Here is a 14,857-nt window from a genome sequence, read left to right as displayed (position 1 = left end):
TGGACGGCTTTCCCGCGCGAATAAGAGGCACCACCGCAAACCGATGACAGCCCAGACGGACGTCCTGTCCCAACACACCCCGATGATGCAGCAGTATTTCCGCATCAAAGCCCAGCATCCCCACGAGTTGTTGTTCTACCGCATGGGTGATTTTTATGAGCTGTTCTTCGACGATGCCAAAAAGGCAGCGCGGTTGCTGGATGTCACACTGACGGCCCGGGGCAAGTCCGCGGGCCAGCCGATTCCGATGGCCGGGGTTCCCTACCATGCGGCGGAGGGCTATCTGGCACGACTGGTCAAGCTGGGGGAATCGGTGGCGATCTGCGAGCAGATTGGTGACCCGGCCACCAGCAAGGGGCCGGTGGACCGCCAGGTGGTTCGCATCGTCACCCCCGGCACGATCAGCGACGAAGCGCTGCTGGAAGAGCGGCGGGACAATCTGCTGGCCGCCATCGCCCATCACAATGATCTGTTCGGCATCGCAACACTGGATATCGGCAGCGGTCGTTTTCTGGTGCTGGAGGTGGATAGCCCGGAAAGTTTGCAAAGTGAATTGCAGCGGCTCAGTCCCGCCGAGTTGCTGGTCGCCGATGATTTCCCCTGCCCGGCACTCGTTAGCCAGCAACGGGGCCTGCGCCATCGCCAGCCCTGGGAATTTGACCGGGATACGGCACAGCGCCAGTTAACCGACCAGTTTGGCACCCGGAATCTGTCCGCCTTTGGTTGCGATCATTTGCCGCTGGCGCTCTCCGCTGCCGGCTGTCTGCTGCAATACGCCAGGGAAACCCAGCGCACCGCCCTGCCCCATATTCGCAGTATCAGCCATGAAAACCGCGACGACAGCGTTATTCTCGATGCCGCCACCCGGCGCAATCTGGAATTGAGCATCAACCTGAATGGCACGACGGATAATACGCTGATGTCGGTGATGGACAGCACCAGCACGGCAATGGGCAGCCGCCTGTTGAATCGCTGGATCAACCGGCCCCTGCGCAATCTGGCTGCACTGCAATGTCGACAGCAGGTGGTGGCCGCCCTGCGCTTGAACGGTTGCCATGAATCGGTGGCGGAACACCTCAGGCAGGTGGGCGATATGGAGCGCATTCTGGGGCGGGTGGCCCTGCGCTCTGCCCGCCCACGGGATCTGACCCGGCTGCGGCAGTCACTCGGCACCCTGCCCGCTATCCAGCGGGAACTGTCCTCGTCAGATACTGCGCCATTGCAACAGTTGTTGCGCAAAGCCGGGGAGTTCCCCGAGCTGGTCGCCCTGCTGACCGGGGCCATCGCCGAGAATCCACCGGTGGTGATCCGCGACGGTGGCGTGATTGCCGAGGGCTATGACGCCGAACTGGATGAGCTGCGCAATCTCAGCAGCAATGCCGGCCAGTTTCTGGTGGATCTCGAAGAGCAGGAAAAAACGAACACCGGTATCAGCACCCTCAAGGTGGGCTATAACCGGGTGCATGGCTACTACATAGAAATTTCCCGCGGCCAGTCTGAACGGGCCCCCGCTCACTACATCCGGCGCCAGACCCTGAAAAATGCCGAGCGCTATATCACCCCCGAACTGAAAACCTTCGAGGACAAGGCCCTGAGTGCCAGAAGTCGCGCCCTGAGCCGCGAGAAAGCCCTCTATGAAGCGCTGCTCGAAACCCTCAACGAACAGCTCCTGCCGCTGCAGGAGAGCGCTGCAGCAGTGGCCGAACTCGACGCACTGGTCTGTCTCGCGGAACGCGCCGACAGTCTCGGTCTGATTCCACCCTCCCTGTCGGAGCAACCGGGCATTGAGATCAGTGGTGGTCGCCACCCGGTGGTTGAACAGGTGCTGGACACACCCTTTGTCGCCAATGACCTGAACCTGGACGAACAGCGGCGTATGCTGGTTATTACCGGCCCCAATATGGGCGGCAAGTCCACCTATATGCGCCAGGCCGCACTGATTGTTTTGCTGGCCCATATCGGCAGCTGTGTGCCAGCCGCCAGCGCTACAATTGGTCTGGTCGATCGTATTTTCACCCGCATCGGCTCCTCGGATGATCTGGCCGGTGGCCGTTCAACCTTTATGGTGGAAATGACAGAAACAGCCAATATTCTGCACAATGCCACGGCCCGAAGCCTGGTGCTGATGGATGAAATTGGCCGCGGTACCAGCACCTTTGACGGCTTATCACTGGCCTGGGCCTGCGCGGTTCAGCTGGCGGAAAAGGTCCAGGCCTTTACCCTGTTTGCCACCCATTATTTTGAACTCACCGGGCTGCCGGAAAAAACCACTGGAGTGGCCAATGTCCACCTGGATGCCACCGAGTACAACGATGACATCGTGTTTCTCCACGCCATACAGGAGGGCCCCGCCAGCCAGAGTTACGGTATCCAGGTGGCCAAGCTGGCGGGCATTCCGGCGGAAGTACTCACGCTGGCCCGGCTGGAGCTGGCCAGTCTCGAAGCCGGTGCGCGCCCGGTGGTGGCAGCGGGACCGGCAGCCAAACCCCGGCAACAGGAGCTGTTTCGCGACCCGCTCTCAACAGCCTTGCTGGAAACGCTGGCCGCTATCGAGCCGGATGAACTAAGCCCCAAACAGGCGCTGGAGCAACTCTACGCACTCAAACAACTCATTCGGGAGCGATGATCCGACCCAGTGAAGTCAAAAATCTGCCCCCGAATTTAATTTGCCGGTCTGATTGTTTAAATAACCGTTTTTATTTCTGTATAATGCGCGCCTGTTCTATCACCCGCTTTTCGGAGAGCAACCCATGACTTTTGTTGTCGGCGATAACTGCATCAAGTGCAAACACACTGACTGTGTCGAAGTTTGCCCGGTGGACTGCTTTTACGAGGGCCCTAATTTTCTGGTCATTCACCCGGACGAATGTATTGACTGCGCACTCTGCGAACCGGAATGCCCTGTGGATGCGATATTCTCCGAGGACGAATTGCCCACCGACCAGCAGGTCTACCTGGAACTGAATGCCGAACTGGCAGAAGTGTGGCCAAATATCACCGAGAAGAAAGAGGCGCCAGCGGACGCGGAAGAGTGGGACGGGGTGCCCGACAAGTTGCAATATCTGGAGCGCTGATCACCGGTGTCCGGTACACAAGCGTAAAAAAAGCGGCCTGATGGCCGCTTTTTTATTGCCCTGCTTTTTATTATGCAGCTTAAATACCGCTACTGCGCCGTGCATTCGAAGCAGTGCAGGTAGAGGCCGCGGGGGTCATTAAAACGATTCAGCAGTTGCAGCTCTCTGGTCGCACCGTAGACCTCTGCCAACAAACCCTGCGGCAACCAGTCGGCCGGCAGCCAGCGGATCCACTGTCCCACCACGCTGCCGGACAACTGGCGCATCAGCTGCTCGCGGAAATCCATCGGACTCTTTACCTCTTCGGTCTGGTAGGTGTCGAGACCGGCCGCCAGAGCCGCAGCATCCATCGCCTCTTGCAGGTTGCCAAGATGGTCAACCAAACCTAACGCCTTTGCCTTTTCTCCGGTCCAGACCCGCCCCTGGGCGATATCATGGATTTTCTCCGGAGTGCTGTTGCGGGCCTCCGCGACAATGGCAAGGAACTGATCGTAAACATGGTTGACCCCAAACTGGATAAGTTGTTTTGCCTGGGGTGACATGGGTCGGTCGAGACGATAGAGGTCGGCCAGATTGGTGGTGCCGATACCATCGCTGTTGATACCCAGCGCGGCCAAGCTGTTTTCAAAGGTCGGGATCACGCCAAACACACCAATGGAACCGGTGATCGTGGTAGGACTGGCCCATATCTGATTCGCGCCCATCGCCATCCAGTAACCCCCGGAGGCCGCCACAGAGCCCATGGAGACAATTACCGGGATACCCGCCTGCCGGGTCAGCACCATCTCCTGACGAATCACTTCAGAGGCAAACGCACTGCCACCAGGGCTGTCAATACGCAGCACCAGAGCCTTGAACTGTTGTTTGCGCACCTGCTGGAACAGTTTTGCCAGACTGTCGCTGCCGATGGTCCCGGCGGGATGCTCACCATCCAGTATCGCACCCCTGGCTACAATCAGCCCCACCTTATCAGTTGAGGGCAGCACCTGTGCTGCCTCGGCCCGACGGGTATGACCCAGATAGCGACCCACATCCACGGCCTGGTAGCCACCCTTGTCGTTACTGCCTGCCAGCGCCTGCAACCTGGCCAGCATCTGCGGGCGGGTCGACAGTTTGTCCACCAATCCGCTGGCAACGGCCGTTTCAGCGGTATTACCCCGCTGGTCTTCAAGCTTGCTCACCAGGTTGTTGACATAATCATTGATGGCATCCACCGGCAGCTCGCGCTGGGTTTCCACCCGGCGGGTATACGCCGACCAGAGCGCATTGAGCCAGGCGCTGTTGTGTTCCCGTGAGGCAGGAGACATATCCGTGCGGGTAAAAGGTTCTATGGCATCCTTGTAACTGCCCACCCGGAACACATGGACATTGATGCGAAGCTTATCGAGGGCACCCTTGATATAGTTGGGATAATTGCCGTAGCCGGTAATCAGAACAGCGCCCATCGGATTGAGGTGGATCTCATCGGCAAAACTGGCCAGGTAGTACTGCTCCTGGGTGTAACTGTCACCCACCGCAATAATCGGCTTGCCGCTCTCACGAAACCTGCTGAGCGCCTGCGCGACTTCCTCAAGCTTGGTCAGACCACCGCCAAGCAGATAATCCAGCTCCAGCACCAGCGAGGTAATACGGGGATCATCCGCGGCCTCATCAATGGCTTCAGTGAGGTCATGCACCAGGGTTTCCGCATCGGCCGGACCACTCTGCTGCAACAGCTGGGTCAGTGGGTCCACATAGGTTTTCTGCTCCACCAGAAAGCCACCCGGGGCAATGCGCAGGGCCGCTTTTTCCGGCAACGGTTGCACATCCTTGCGAAAAATACTGAGGATGAAAACAACCACCACCAGTAAGAAAAGAATGTTAAGCAATATCCGCAGACCACTGGCCAGCTTTCCGATAAAACCGAACAACCGCCGAAAAATACCCGGCTTTTCACGACTCATGACTGATCCTCCTGATACAGCGAATATTGCTTCCAGCGACTGAACATCATGGCGGCACCAAACAGAATCACCAGCAACACCAGTTCAACGGCATCCAGCAGATTGGCATTGGGGGCAAACAGATTACTGACTGTCACCATGAAGTAAAGCAGGGTGACGAAGCACAGCATGGAGAGGGTTTTATAGTGCTCCCGACGCAGACCCGGAATAAAAATCGCCAGCGGCACCAGGGTAAAAACCATCAAACTGAGCGGTGTGGCGGACAATAATCCGTTGGCCAGCAACGTCACCAGGAGCAGCGCATAACTGCCCCGGGTGAGCCAACGCGCAATGGTGAGCTTTTTCCGCAAGCGGGGTATCGCCTTGATGACTTTAACCTCGGCAGCATGAACCTCGGCAGCATGTTCTGAATCTGTCACTGGCTCACCGCCAGTTTTTTCACCAGCGCGGCCATGCGCTTGCCCTGAGCGATGCACAGTTCGGTTTCTTCCGGGCTCAATGGCTGCGTGCCATCACCGGCCCGGTGAGAGGCACCGTAGGGGGTACCACCAGTGGTGGTGGTATGCAGCGCCTGCTCACTGTAGGGCAGCCCCATCAGCAACATGCCGTGGTGCAGCAGCGGCAACATCATGCTGAGAAGCGTGGTTTCCTGGCCGCCGTGCAGTGAACCCGTGGATGTAAACACGGCACCGGGCTTGCCGATCAAACTGCCGTTCATCCAGAGATCACCGGTGCCATCGAGAAAATACTTGAGGGGTGCTGCCATATTGCCAAACCGGGTCGGGCTTCCGAGAATCAACCCGGCACAGTCGGCGAGGTCCTCACTGGTGCAATAAATATCGCCCTCTGCCGGAATATCGGGCTCTGTGGCTTCACAGTTGGCAGAGACTGCCGGCACGGTGCGCAACCGCCCTTCCATGCCGCCCTGCTCCACGCCCAGCGCCACCTGCTGGGCCATGGCCCGGGTATTGCCGTAACGGGAGTAGTAAAGAACCAGTATGTGCGACATCAGAGAATCTCCAGTACATTTTCAGGCGGACGCCCCAGTGCTGCCCGGCTGCCGTTAATGACGATGGGGCGCTCGATGAGTTTTGGATTGGCAACCATGGCGTCAATCAATTGTGTTTCTGTCAGATGCTCATCCGCCAGATTGTTCTCCCGGTAGGCATCCTCTCCCTTGCGCAGCAATTGCCGGGCAGTGATGCCGAGTTTGCCGAGAATGTCCTTGAGGGTCTTCCTGTCGGGCGGGTTATCCAGATAGAGAATGATATTCGGCGCCAGGCCGCGATCCTCGAGGAGGGCCAGTGTCTGACGGGATTTGGAACAACGGGGATTGTGATAAATGCTGATCATAATGTTTGTGTAGAATAGTCCTGAGAAAAATACATTCTAGCTGCAAACCGGTGGACGGGGCCAGACAGACAAACCGAAGCGGGAGGACGCCACCATTGAAACACAGTGCCATACGATTCTTGACAACTTTATTACTCCTGACAGCCATCGGCTGCAGCGATGGGGAACAGGGTTATGCCCTGCTTGATGGCGGTCACATTGATTTCGACCAGCTGCACGGCAAAGTGGTACTGATTAATTACTGGGCCGAGTGGTGCAAGCCCTGCCGCGAGGAAATACCGGAACTCAATGAATTCCAGCGCAGCCACAGCGACCGGGTACAATTACTGGCCGTCAACTTCGACGGGGTCACTGGCGAGGCACTGAAACAGCAGGCCGCAGCGCTGGGAATAGACTTTCCCGTACTGCTTGACGACCCCCGCCAGCAATTCAACGTCAAACCCAGTGGTGTACTGCCGGAAACGCTGGTTATTGACGCTGCTGGCAATTACCGCCAGATTCTGCTGGGGCCCCAGACAGAAGAAAAACTGGCGGCACTGCTGAAACAGCTGTCAACAGCATCCACGACGGAAAAGTAAGCTCTTGCCTCGCCCGAAGCAGGGCATCGCAAATGCTAACCACTGAGCCGTGCTAATTACCAGCCAAACACCTGCTTCACAAACGGGATACTGAGCCTCCGCTTGTCCTGCAGGGAACGGCTTTCCAGCTGATCGAGACAATCCATCAGGCTGTGCAAATCCCGTCCGGCCCGGTTCACCAGAAACCGTGCCACGCCGTTATCCAGTGTCATACCGCGGCGCATGGCACGAAACTGAACCACCTGCTCCCGCAGGGCATCCCCCGGCGTCTCCAGTTGAAACACCGGGCCCCAGCCGAGTCTGGACTGCAGGTCCGGCAGAACCACTGGCAACTCCCGCGGTGCGGCGTCACCACCCACCAGCAGGCAACTACCGGTATCCCGCATGCGGTTGAGCAACCCGAACAGGGCTTCCTCCCAATCGCGCCGACCCGCAGCCAACTGAACATCATCGAGGCAGACTAGCGGCAGCTGTTCCAGCTCATCGAGCAATTCTGCCGGGGGATAGTCGATCAATACGGATAACGGCAGATACTGGACGGGCAGTCCGCGCGCGTGGGCAGCGTGACAACTGGCCTGGAGCAGGTGTGAAACCCCGCTGCCGCGCCGCCCCCAAAGATAGAGGATCGGCTCTTTGCCCTGCGGCCACTGGTCGCGCAACAGCGTCAACAGCAGCTGCCTGTTATCAGCGGGGGGAATCAGAAAATTCTCGAACGTGGCGGCATCATTCAGCTTGATCGGCAAGCTGAGCTGGACGGCCATCTAGGGCTGTCTCCAGCTAAACCAATAACCCTCAGGCTGAACAAGTCCGATCGGTGGTTCATGTTCACTGATCCGGCTATCGCGACGCAGCATACCCAGCAACAGTGCGGCCTCGCCTTCCACGGAAACGCGCAGGCCAACCTGATCGGCATCCACATAGTCTACCGCCAGGGCCCGGACCAGTTCGAGGGACTCGATAAATCCCGTGGCTTCACGGTAGGCCCGGTAATCGTTGATGTTATCCAGCCGAATAACCAGTTGCTGGGCGATATCCTGGGGTACATAGGCGTAACGGCTGGCAAGCTTGTCCGCCGCAGCAGGAACCATGCCAGCGATCAGCTTTGGCAGGGAATCAGCGGCCAGGCTGTGCAAACTGTCGTCACCCTCCACATTCAACAGCCAGGCACCGCGCCACTGGCCAGTGGCGCTTCGATAGGCCCGTAGAATCAGCCAGGAATCCACATCGTAGCGTTCTGCAACTGATGCCAGCCGCGCTTGGTCAAATGCCCAGGCCTGCGCTTCTGTCAGCATCTGGCTGTCTGATAAATCAAACATCGGCCGCAACAGCGGCACACCCCGGTCAGCCATCAACTGACTGAGCGCAGCATCGGCATTCGGCAGCTGTTCGCTGGTGACAAACTGTTTTCCGGCAACGGGATCATCTACCACAATCCACGCCAGCAGCAACGGACGCTCTGCCGGCCAGATCTGTAACTGATGACGTCGCAACAGCTGGTCGATCGCCGGTTCGGAATAACGGATATTGATCGCCATACCCGCTCTGGGCGCGGCGCCGTCTTCACTGGGCGCCGCCAACGAATCGCGATAACTCGTGTAACTGTATGCCGTCACATAACGCCGGGGCTCTGCCGTGGCACTATCCAACCGGGTGTTTAACAGCACCTGACTGTCGCCGGTTACCTTGACCAGCACTTTTTCCAGCCCGGTCTTCAGCGCCCGCTCTCTGGCCGCATCGCTCTGATCCGGTACGGGCACCAGTGCCTCATAGAGATCGACCAGCGGAGCCGCAGCAATGGGCAGGGTAAAGAACCCCGCAAACAGCAGGGCGACAAGATTCTTCAACAGCGCGATATTTTTCATGGTCGGGATTGTAACAGCAGCCTGCAAATAGACATATTATCTAACTGTCAGACGCCGCCTTTTCATATAAAATATCCCACCTTTTCACCCACTACCCAGCAAGGCCCGCCAATGAGTCACCCCAAGCAACCCTCTCTCAGCTACAAAGATGCCGGTGTTGATATCGACGCAGGCAACGCCCTGGTCGAACGGATCAAACAGGTTGCCAAGCGCACCCGCCGACCTGAAGTACTGGCCGGTCTGGGAGGATTCGGCGCATTGTTCAGCCTGCCCAGTGGCTACAAGGAACCGGTGCTGGTATCGGGCACGGACGGTGTCGGCACCAAACTGAAACTGGCAATGGATCTCGGTATCCATGACACCATCGGCATTGATCTGGTGGCCATGTGCGTCAACGATCTGGTGGTCTGCGGTGCCGAGCCACTGTTCTTTCTCGATTATTACGCCACCGGCAAATTACATGTCGATACCGCTGCTGCCGTCGTCACGGGTATTGGTCAGGGCTGTGAACTCGCAGGCTGCTCACTGGTGGGCGGCGAGACGGCGGAAATGCCCGGTATGTATGAGGGCGAGGATTACGACCTGGCGGGCTTCTGTGTCGGGATTGTCGAAAAGTCCGGCATTATCGATGGCAGTGCCGTGCATGTAGGCGATGCCCTGATCGGACTGGCCTCCTCCGGCCCGCACGCCAACGGTTATTCGTTGATTCGCAAAATCATCGAAGTCTCCGGCGCAGACCCGCGCACAGAAATGGTCGACGGCAAGCCGCTGGGTGAACTGTTGCTCACCCCCACGCGAATTTATGTCAAGACCCTGCTGGGGCTGGTGGAGCACGCGCACGTGCCGGTCCATGCGATTTCTCACATTACCGGTGGCGGCCTGCTGGAAAATATTCCACGGGTTCTGCCGGACAGTGCCAAAGCTGTCATCGACACCCAAAGCTGGCGGATGCCCGCCATTTTTGACTGGCTGCAACGCAACGGCAATGTCAACGCCACCGAAATGCACCGCACTTTTAACTGCGGCGTCGGCATGGTGATCTGCGTGCCACAAAGTGCCGTGCAAACGGCACTGGACACACTGCACATCGCTGGCGAGGAAGCATTTGTCATGGGCGAAATCGCCCATGCTGAACCCGGCGAACAACGCGTTCAACTAGGATAGGCTGATTGAATATGAATAAGAGTTACAAACCAAGGCTGGCAATATTGATTTCCGGTAAGGGGAGCAACCTGCAATCCTTTATCGATGCGATACAGATGAACGTGATCGATGCCGAAATCGTTTGTGTGATCAGCAACAATCCCGATGCCCCCGGGCTGGAAAAAGCCAGGGCCGCCGGCTTGCCCTGCCAGGCGCTGGACCACCGGCAGTTCCCCGACCGGGACAGTTTCGATGTGGCGCTGGCTGACCTGCTGGAAGGCTACAGACCCAACCTGATACTGCTGTGCGGTTTCATGCGTATTCTGACCCCGGCATTTGTCGAACGCTTTGCGGGCATGATGATGAACATCCACCCATCCCTGCTGCCAAAATATCCCGGCCTGCACACCCAGCAGCGCGCCATTGAGGCCGGCGATACCAAAACCGGCGCCACGGTGCATTTCGTCACATCAGAGCTCGACGGTGGCCCGGCGATAATTCAGGCCGAAGTCCCCATTCTGGAAGATGACACTGCCGAAACGCTGAGCAGCCGTGTCTTTGAGCAGGAAAACCTGATTTACCCGATGGCCGTGCGCTGGTATTGCCAGGGCAGGGTGACACTGAGTAACGGCAGGGCCTGCCTGTTTGGTCGACCCCTGCCGCCCACAGGATTCGCCTTCCAGGGATAAATAACTGAAATATTCACAACTAAATGGCATCCAAAGAGTCTGACAAACTGCCAGCATCAAAAATTGAGGGAATTCACAGTTAATGCGCCACACTCGTCGCCACACCCCATCTGCCATCCCGCTGACAGGCCTGATCCTGTTGTCGCTGCTTTCAGGCCTGTGTCTCGCCGAGACCAAAGAACCGGCCCTGACCCCCTATCATCTCGTTTACGATGCCACCATCAAGGGTATGGATATCCAGGCGGAGCGGCATCTGGTCAGGGAAGGAGATAGCTATAAACTGGTGAGCAAAGCTGACACCCTGCTGGCCAGTATTACCGAAAAGGGCACCTTCAAAATTGATTCAACAGGCAATATTCTTGGCCAACAGTACACCTACGAACGCAATATTTTCGGCATCAAGAAAAATGAGTCACTGACCTACGACCGGTCAGCGGGCGTTGCCAATTATCAGAAAAAAAAGAAACAGCGACAGGTCAAGCTGGACAGTGACTATCTGGACAAACTGACCTATCAGGTCCAGTTACAACGGGATCTGATCAAGGGTACGATCCCCTTGCAGTACCAGGTAATTGACCGCGGCAAAATAAAGCAGTACAACTTTGAAATCATGGGTGAGGAAATCGTTGATACAGCATTGGGTCCAATCAATGCCGTCAAGGTTCACCGTATCCGCAAGGACAGTGATCGGGAAACCTACCTGTGGTTTGCGCCGCATATGAATTATCTTCTGGTGCAGATCTGGCAGAATGAAGATGATGACGATCACCGCATCACCCTGAAAGAAGGTACAGTGGACAATAAACCCATCACCGCAGGCAGCCATTAGCACCGGGAGGATGTCCGCGTGACAACACCAGAACTGGGCGGCATGACACCGATCATCCAGACTGTCACAGAAGGGCAAACCTACTGGTGGTGTGCCTGTGGGAAAAGTGCGAACCAACCATTCTGCGATGGCTCGCACACAGGCACGGCCTTTGAGCCAAGGCCCTGGCAGGCAACCAGAACCGGCAAGGTCGCCTTCTGCACCTGCAAACGTACCGCCACACCACCGCTTTGTGATGGCACCCATACACAGCTGGCCAAGGAGTAACGAATGAGGGTCAACCCCGACGAGCGTCCGGAAAGAGAAGTTGGCAAAAACAAAGTTGCCCTGTGGATTGGCGTGGTTATCGTGCTGGCCGGTCTGGCACTGCTAAGCTACTTTTTTCTCAAGCCGGCGGATGAAACACCCGCCACCATTACAGCACCTGAAACCAGCACACCGGCATTACCAGCCCCGACACCGGCTACAACGAACCCGGTCGCCAACATCGAGGAAACCGTTCCCGAGCAACCAACGCAACCGACAGCGTCGGAACTGCCACCACTCGACGACAGCGATGAATTCGCCCGCAAACAATTTACGGAGCTGACCCCCGACGACCAACTGGGTCAGTGGTTTCCTCCAAACCATGTCCTTCGCCGCACTGTCAGCCTGCTGGATGGTCTCTCCCGCGGTGATGTATTGCGCAAAATGCTCAGGGCCCCCACGCCGAAAGGCAGTTTCGAGGTCGTCCAGGAAGGGCAAAAGCGCTCAATCAGCCCGACCAACCATCAGCGCTACAACTACCTGGTCAACACCCTGGAAGCCATGGACAACGACAAACTGATCAAGCTTTTTCATCTGCTTCGGCCCCTGCTTGAACAGGCCTATGGTGAGCTCGGCTATCCACCTGAAACTGTAGACAAAGCGATCATCAGTGCGCTGGACCAGGTGCTGGACACCCCGCTGCCTCTGCAGCCCGTTTATCTGGTTCAGGATTCCGTTCAGTACAAATACGCGGACCCGAAACTGGAGGCGCTACCCGCTCTGCAAAAACAGCTGATCCGCATGGGCCCCGAACATACCCGGCGGATTCAGGACAAAGCCAGAGCACTCCGGGAAAGCCTGCTGGCAGACCAATCCCGATCCTCTAGCCATTGATCGCACACCCCTGCCCAATCGGCACGATTGTTGCTTATTCATGCTGCATGGCAGACCTCAATCTCTATACTGTTTACTCCTCCACCGAGCTGCAGCGCGAACCTTTATTGGAAATGCTGCTGTCCGAGCTCGACGGCATGGTTTACTGCTGCCGGCAGGACAGACACTGGACCATGGACTTTGTCAGCGAAGGCTGCCTGAAACTCACTGGCTACCCGGCAAAGGACCTGCTACTCAACAGCCGGATTTCATACGAAGAAATCACGCACATTGATGATCGCAAACGGGTGCGGGAAACGATCGACGATGCACTAAAAAAGGGCGTTTCCATCAATGTCGAATACCGAATCTACCATGCGGATGGCAGCGTACGCTGGGTCTGGGAAAGGGGTCAGGGCGTCTCCATGGATGGCTACCCCAGCGCACTGCATGGCTTCATTCAGGATATAACCCAGCGCCATGCCAATGAAGAGGCCATGGTTGAGGCCGAACATCGCTATCGAAGCATCTTTGAAAATGCAATTGAAGGTATTTTTCAGACAACCACCGATGGCTACTACCTGAACGTCAACCCAGCCCTGGCAACGATTTACGGTTACGAGACAACTGACGAACTGCAGCAGGCACTCAAGAATATCAGCCAGCAGTTGTACGTCGACCCCGGCAGGCGGGCGACATTTGTACAACTCATGCAAAGTAATGGCGGGGTCAAAAACTTTGAATCGCAGGTGTTCAGGAAAGACGGCTCTGTAATCTGGATTTCGGAAAATGCGCGGACGGTATACGGACCGAACGGGCGCCTGCTGTATTTCGAGGGCTCCGTTGAAGATATCACCGAACGGAAATACTATGAACAGCGTATTTCTCACCAGGCCACCCATGACAGCCTGACTGACTTGCCCAACCGGCTTTTACTACTCGACCGGTTACAGCAACTGACAAAAAGTGGCCGACGGAGTGATGGCGAACTGGCCGTGGTATTGCTCGACCTGGACCTGTTCAAAAACGTCAATGACAGTCTCGGTCATGCGGCGGGGGACTGCCTGATTGAAGCGATTGCTGACCGCCTGCGAAAATCCATTCGCGATGGCGATACGGTGGCGCGCATCGGCGGCGACGAATTTGTGCTGCTGCTGGCCTACCCCCCCGACAACACTGACCAAACCGCAAGCACAAACTCCCTGTCACAGCTGGTCAAGCGCATACTGGACATCGTGCAGGCACCCTGCCGCGTTGCCAACCGGGATATCGAAGTGACCTGCAGTGTCGGCGTCAGTGTCTATCCCCATGACAGCACCGATGCCAATGAATTGCTCAAGCAGGCCGATATGGCCATGTACCAGGCCAAGGAATCCGGACGCAACAACTACAAATTTTTTACCGAAGAGCTGAACAGGATCATCACAGCCAACCTCGAGATGGAACAGCAGCTGCGCACCGCACTGGCCACCGACGGATTTGTCCTGCACTACCAGCCCAAGATGTCCGTTTCGTCGGGAGAGATTGTCGGCGCCGAGGCACTGATACGCTGGCCAGCGGCGGACGGCCAGCTGATTTCACCTGCACGCTTTATTCCCCTGGCCGAAAAAACCGGCATTATAGAACCGCTCGGCAAATGGGTCATCGAGCAGGCCTGCGCACAGTTGCAGCAGTGGACTGACCGGGGGTTTGATCAGGTGCCTGTATCGATCAACCTCTCCCCGCGACAGTTCAACCAACCCGATCTGATCGAGACCATCGACACCGCCCTGCAAGCGCATACGTTTTCCCCCTCCCTGCTGGAACTCGAGATCACGGAAAGCTGTCTGGCACAGGACGAGAGCTCCTTTCTCTCGACCCTGAATCAACTCAAGGCGCTGGGACTGCAAATTGCCATTGATGATTTTGGCAGTGGTTACTCGAACCTGCGGTATCTCAGAGACATGCCCGTGGATCAACTTAAAATTGATCAGGTCTTTGCCAGAAGTATCGAAACAGACAAACGCGGCCGCGACATCTACCGCGCCATTGTTTCCATGGCCCATATTCTCAATCTGGAGGTCGTGGCCGAGGGCATTGAAACCCCGACTGAGTTTGAGTTTCTTCAGTCGATAGGCTGCGATGTTATCCAGGGCTACTACTTCAGTCGTCCGCTACCGGCCAGTGATTTTCTCGACTTGCTCAAAGCTGCACAGCAGCAATCACCCCTCGCAATAACAGAATAACGGTCATACCCTCCCCGACACAAAAGCCCTCGGGGCCATGAC

The 14,857-nt window shown here is 57.0% G+C and carries 15 protein-coding genes; 9 read left to right on the top strand and 6 right to left on the bottom strand.

Features of this window, described 5'->3' with window-relative positions; all coding sequences use genetic code 11:
* The first annotated feature begins 43 nt into the window (after positions 1-43).
* Both mutS and fdxA read left to right on the top strand, forming a co-directional pair.
* The gene (mutS, locus tag QZ516_RS06665; protein WP_297187786.1) at positions 44-2,626 is read left to right on the top strand and encodes a DNA mismatch repair protein MutS; all 2,583 of its coding nucleotides are present in this window, start codon (positions 44-46) and stop codon (positions 2,624-2,626) included.
* 124 nt (positions 2,627-2,750) lie between these two features.
* Positions 2,751-3,074: a ferredoxin FdxA gene (gene fdxA / locus QZ516_RS06660; protein ID WP_297187784.1), complete on the top strand. Its 324-nt coding sequence runs from the start codon at positions 2,751-2,753 to the stop codon at positions 3,072-3,074.
* Between the two features lie 89 nt (positions 3,075-3,163).
* Here the strand turns inward: fdxA and sppA are convergent, their stop codons facing one another.
* The 4 genes from sppA to arsC are packed head-to-tail and all read right to left on the bottom strand — an operon-like array spanning position 3,164 to position 6,370.
* Positions 3,164-5,017: a signal peptide peptidase SppA gene (gene sppA, locus QZ516_RS06655; RefSeq protein WP_297187782.1), complete on the bottom strand. Its 1,854-nt coding sequence runs from the start codon at positions 5,015-5,017 to the stop codon at positions 3,164-3,166.
* A complete protein-coding gene (locus QZ516_RS06650; protein WP_297187780.1) occupies positions 5,014-5,436 on the bottom strand; it encodes a DUF2069 domain-containing protein in 423 nt (140 codons plus the stop codon). Before QZ516_RS06650 ends, sppA begins: the two co-directional genes overlap by 4 nt.
* Positions 5,433-6,026, bottom strand: a complete 594-nt coding sequence (wrbA, locus tag QZ516_RS06645) for an NAD(P)H:quinone oxidoreductase (protein WP_297187779.1) — start codon at positions 6,024-6,026, stop codon at positions 5,433-5,435. Before wrbA ends, QZ516_RS06650 begins: the two co-directional genes overlap by 4 nt.
* Positions 6,026-6,370, bottom strand: coding sequence for an arsenate reductase (glutaredoxin) (gene arsC / locus QZ516_RS06640; RefSeq protein ID WP_036860893.1), 345 nt, complete (start codon positions 6,368-6,370; stop codon positions 6,026-6,028). Before arsC ends, wrbA begins: the two co-directional genes overlap by 1 nt.
* Positions 6,371-6,489: 119 nt before the next feature.
* Between arsC and QZ516_RS06635 the strand changes: the two genes are divergently transcribed.
* Positions 6,490-6,948, top strand: coding sequence for a TlpA disulfide reductase family protein (locus QZ516_RS06635; RefSeq protein WP_297187776.1), 459 nt, complete (start codon positions 6,490-6,492; stop codon positions 6,946-6,948).
* Between the two features lie 56 nt (positions 6,949-7,004).
* On the opposite strand, the gene hda is transcribed toward QZ516_RS06635, so the two are convergent.
* Together hda and QZ516_RS06625 are read right to left on the bottom strand one after the other, a co-directional pair.
* Positions 7,005-7,709, bottom strand: coding sequence for a DnaA regulatory inactivator Hda (gene hda, locus QZ516_RS06630; RefSeq protein ID WP_297187774.1), 705 nt, complete (start codon positions 7,707-7,709; stop codon positions 7,005-7,007).
* Positions 7,710-8,810 (bottom strand): DUF2066 domain-containing protein, encoded by a 1,101-nt coding sequence (locus QZ516_RS06625; protein ID WP_297187772.1) that lies wholly within the window; start codon positions 8,808-8,810, stop codon positions 7,710-7,712.
* A 111-nt stretch (positions 8,811-8,921) separates the two neighbouring features.
* Here QZ516_RS06625 and purM point away from each other — a divergent pair, with 111 nt between their 5' ends.
* The 6 genes from purM (at position 8,922) to QZ516_RS06595 (ending at position 14,815) form a co-directional block, all read left to right on the top strand.
* Positions 8,922-9,974 (top strand): phosphoribosylformylglycinamidine cyclo-ligase, encoded by a 1,053-nt coding sequence (gene purM, locus QZ516_RS06620; protein ID WP_297187770.1) that lies wholly within the window; start codon positions 8,922-8,924, stop codon positions 9,972-9,974.
* An 11-nt stretch (positions 9,975-9,985) separates the two neighbouring features.
* Entirely contained in the window at positions 9,986-10,642 is a 657-nt protein-coding gene (gene purN / locus QZ516_RS06615) for a phosphoribosylglycinamide formyltransferase (RefSeq protein ID WP_297187768.1), read from the top strand.
* A gap of 82 nt (positions 10,643-10,724) precedes the next feature.
* On the top strand, positions 10,725-11,471 hold the full coding sequence (locus QZ516_RS06610; protein ID WP_297187766.1) for a DUF3108 domain-containing protein: 747 nt from the start codon (positions 10,725-10,727) through the stop codon (positions 11,469-11,471).
* An 18-nt stretch (positions 11,472-11,489) separates the two neighbouring features.
* Positions 11,490-11,738: a CDGSH iron-sulfur domain-containing protein gene (locus tag QZ516_RS06605; protein WP_297187753.1), complete on the top strand. Its 249-nt coding sequence runs from the start codon at positions 11,490-11,492 to the stop codon at positions 11,736-11,738.
* Between the two features lie 3 nt (positions 11,739-11,741).
* The gene (locus QZ516_RS06600; RefSeq protein ID WP_297187751.1) at positions 11,742-12,611 is read left to right on the top strand and encodes a DUF3014 domain-containing protein; all 870 of its coding nucleotides are present in this window, start codon (positions 11,742-11,744) and stop codon (positions 12,609-12,611) included.
* 47 nt (positions 12,612-12,658) lie between these two features.
* Positions 12,659-14,815 (top strand): bifunctional diguanylate cyclase/phosphodiesterase, encoded by a 2,157-nt coding sequence (locus QZ516_RS06595; RefSeq protein ID WP_297187750.1) that lies wholly within the window; start codon positions 12,659-12,661, stop codon positions 14,813-14,815.
* Positions 14,816-14,857: the final 42 nt, after the last annotated feature.

The sequence above is a fragment of the uncultured Porticoccus sp. genome (assembly GCF_913061305.1).
Lineage (GTDB): Bacteria > Pseudomonadota > Gammaproteobacteria > Pseudomonadales > Porticoccaceae > Porticoccus.
This window is presented reverse-complemented; position numbering and strand designations above follow the sequence as displayed.

Excerpts from the sequence above, each read along its gene's own strand:
- QZ516_RS06600 (WP_297187751.1), top strand. The coding sequence starts at position 11,742 with ATGAGGGTCAACCCCGACGAGCGTCCGGAAAGAGAAGTTGGCAAAAAC.
- fdxA (WP_297187784.1), top strand. The coding sequence starts at position 2,751 with ATGACTTTTGTTGTCGGCGATAACTGCATCAAGTGCAAACACACTGAC.
- hda (WP_297187774.1), bottom strand. The coding sequence starts at position 7,709 with ATGGCCGTCCAGCTCAGCTTGCCGATCAAGCTGAATGATGCCGCCACG.
- QZ516_RS06610 (WP_297187766.1), top strand. The coding sequence starts at position 10,725 with ATGCGCCACACTCGTCGCCACACCCCATCTGCCATCCCGCTGACAGGC.
- QZ516_RS06625 (WP_297187772.1), bottom strand. The coding sequence starts at position 8,810 with ATGAAAAATATCGCGCTGTTGAAGAATCTTGTCGCCCTGCTGTTTGCG.
- QZ516_RS06595 (WP_297187750.1), top strand. The coding sequence starts at position 12,659 with ATGGCAGACCTCAATCTCTATACTGTTTACTCCTCCACCGAGCTGCAG.
- mutS (WP_297187786.1), top strand. The coding sequence starts at position 44 with ATGACAGCCCAGACGGACGTCCTGTCCCAACACACCCCGATGATGCAG.
- purN (WP_297187768.1), top strand. The coding sequence starts at position 9,986 with ATGAATAAGAGTTACAAACCAAGGCTGGCAATATTGATTTCCGGTAAG.
- arsC (WP_036860893.1), bottom strand. The coding sequence starts at position 6,370 with ATGATCAGCATTTATCACAATCCCCGTTGTTCCAAATCCCGTCAGACA.
- wrbA (WP_297187779.1), bottom strand. The coding sequence starts at position 6,026 with ATGTCGCACATACTGGTTCTTTACTACTCCCGTTACGGCAATACCCGG.
- sppA (WP_297187782.1), bottom strand. The coding sequence starts at position 5,017 with ATGAGTCGTGAAAAGCCGGGTATTTTTCGGCGGTTGTTCGGTTTTATC.
- purM (WP_297187770.1), top strand. The coding sequence starts at position 8,922 with ATGAGTCACCCCAAGCAACCCTCTCTCAGCTACAAAGATGCCGGTGTT.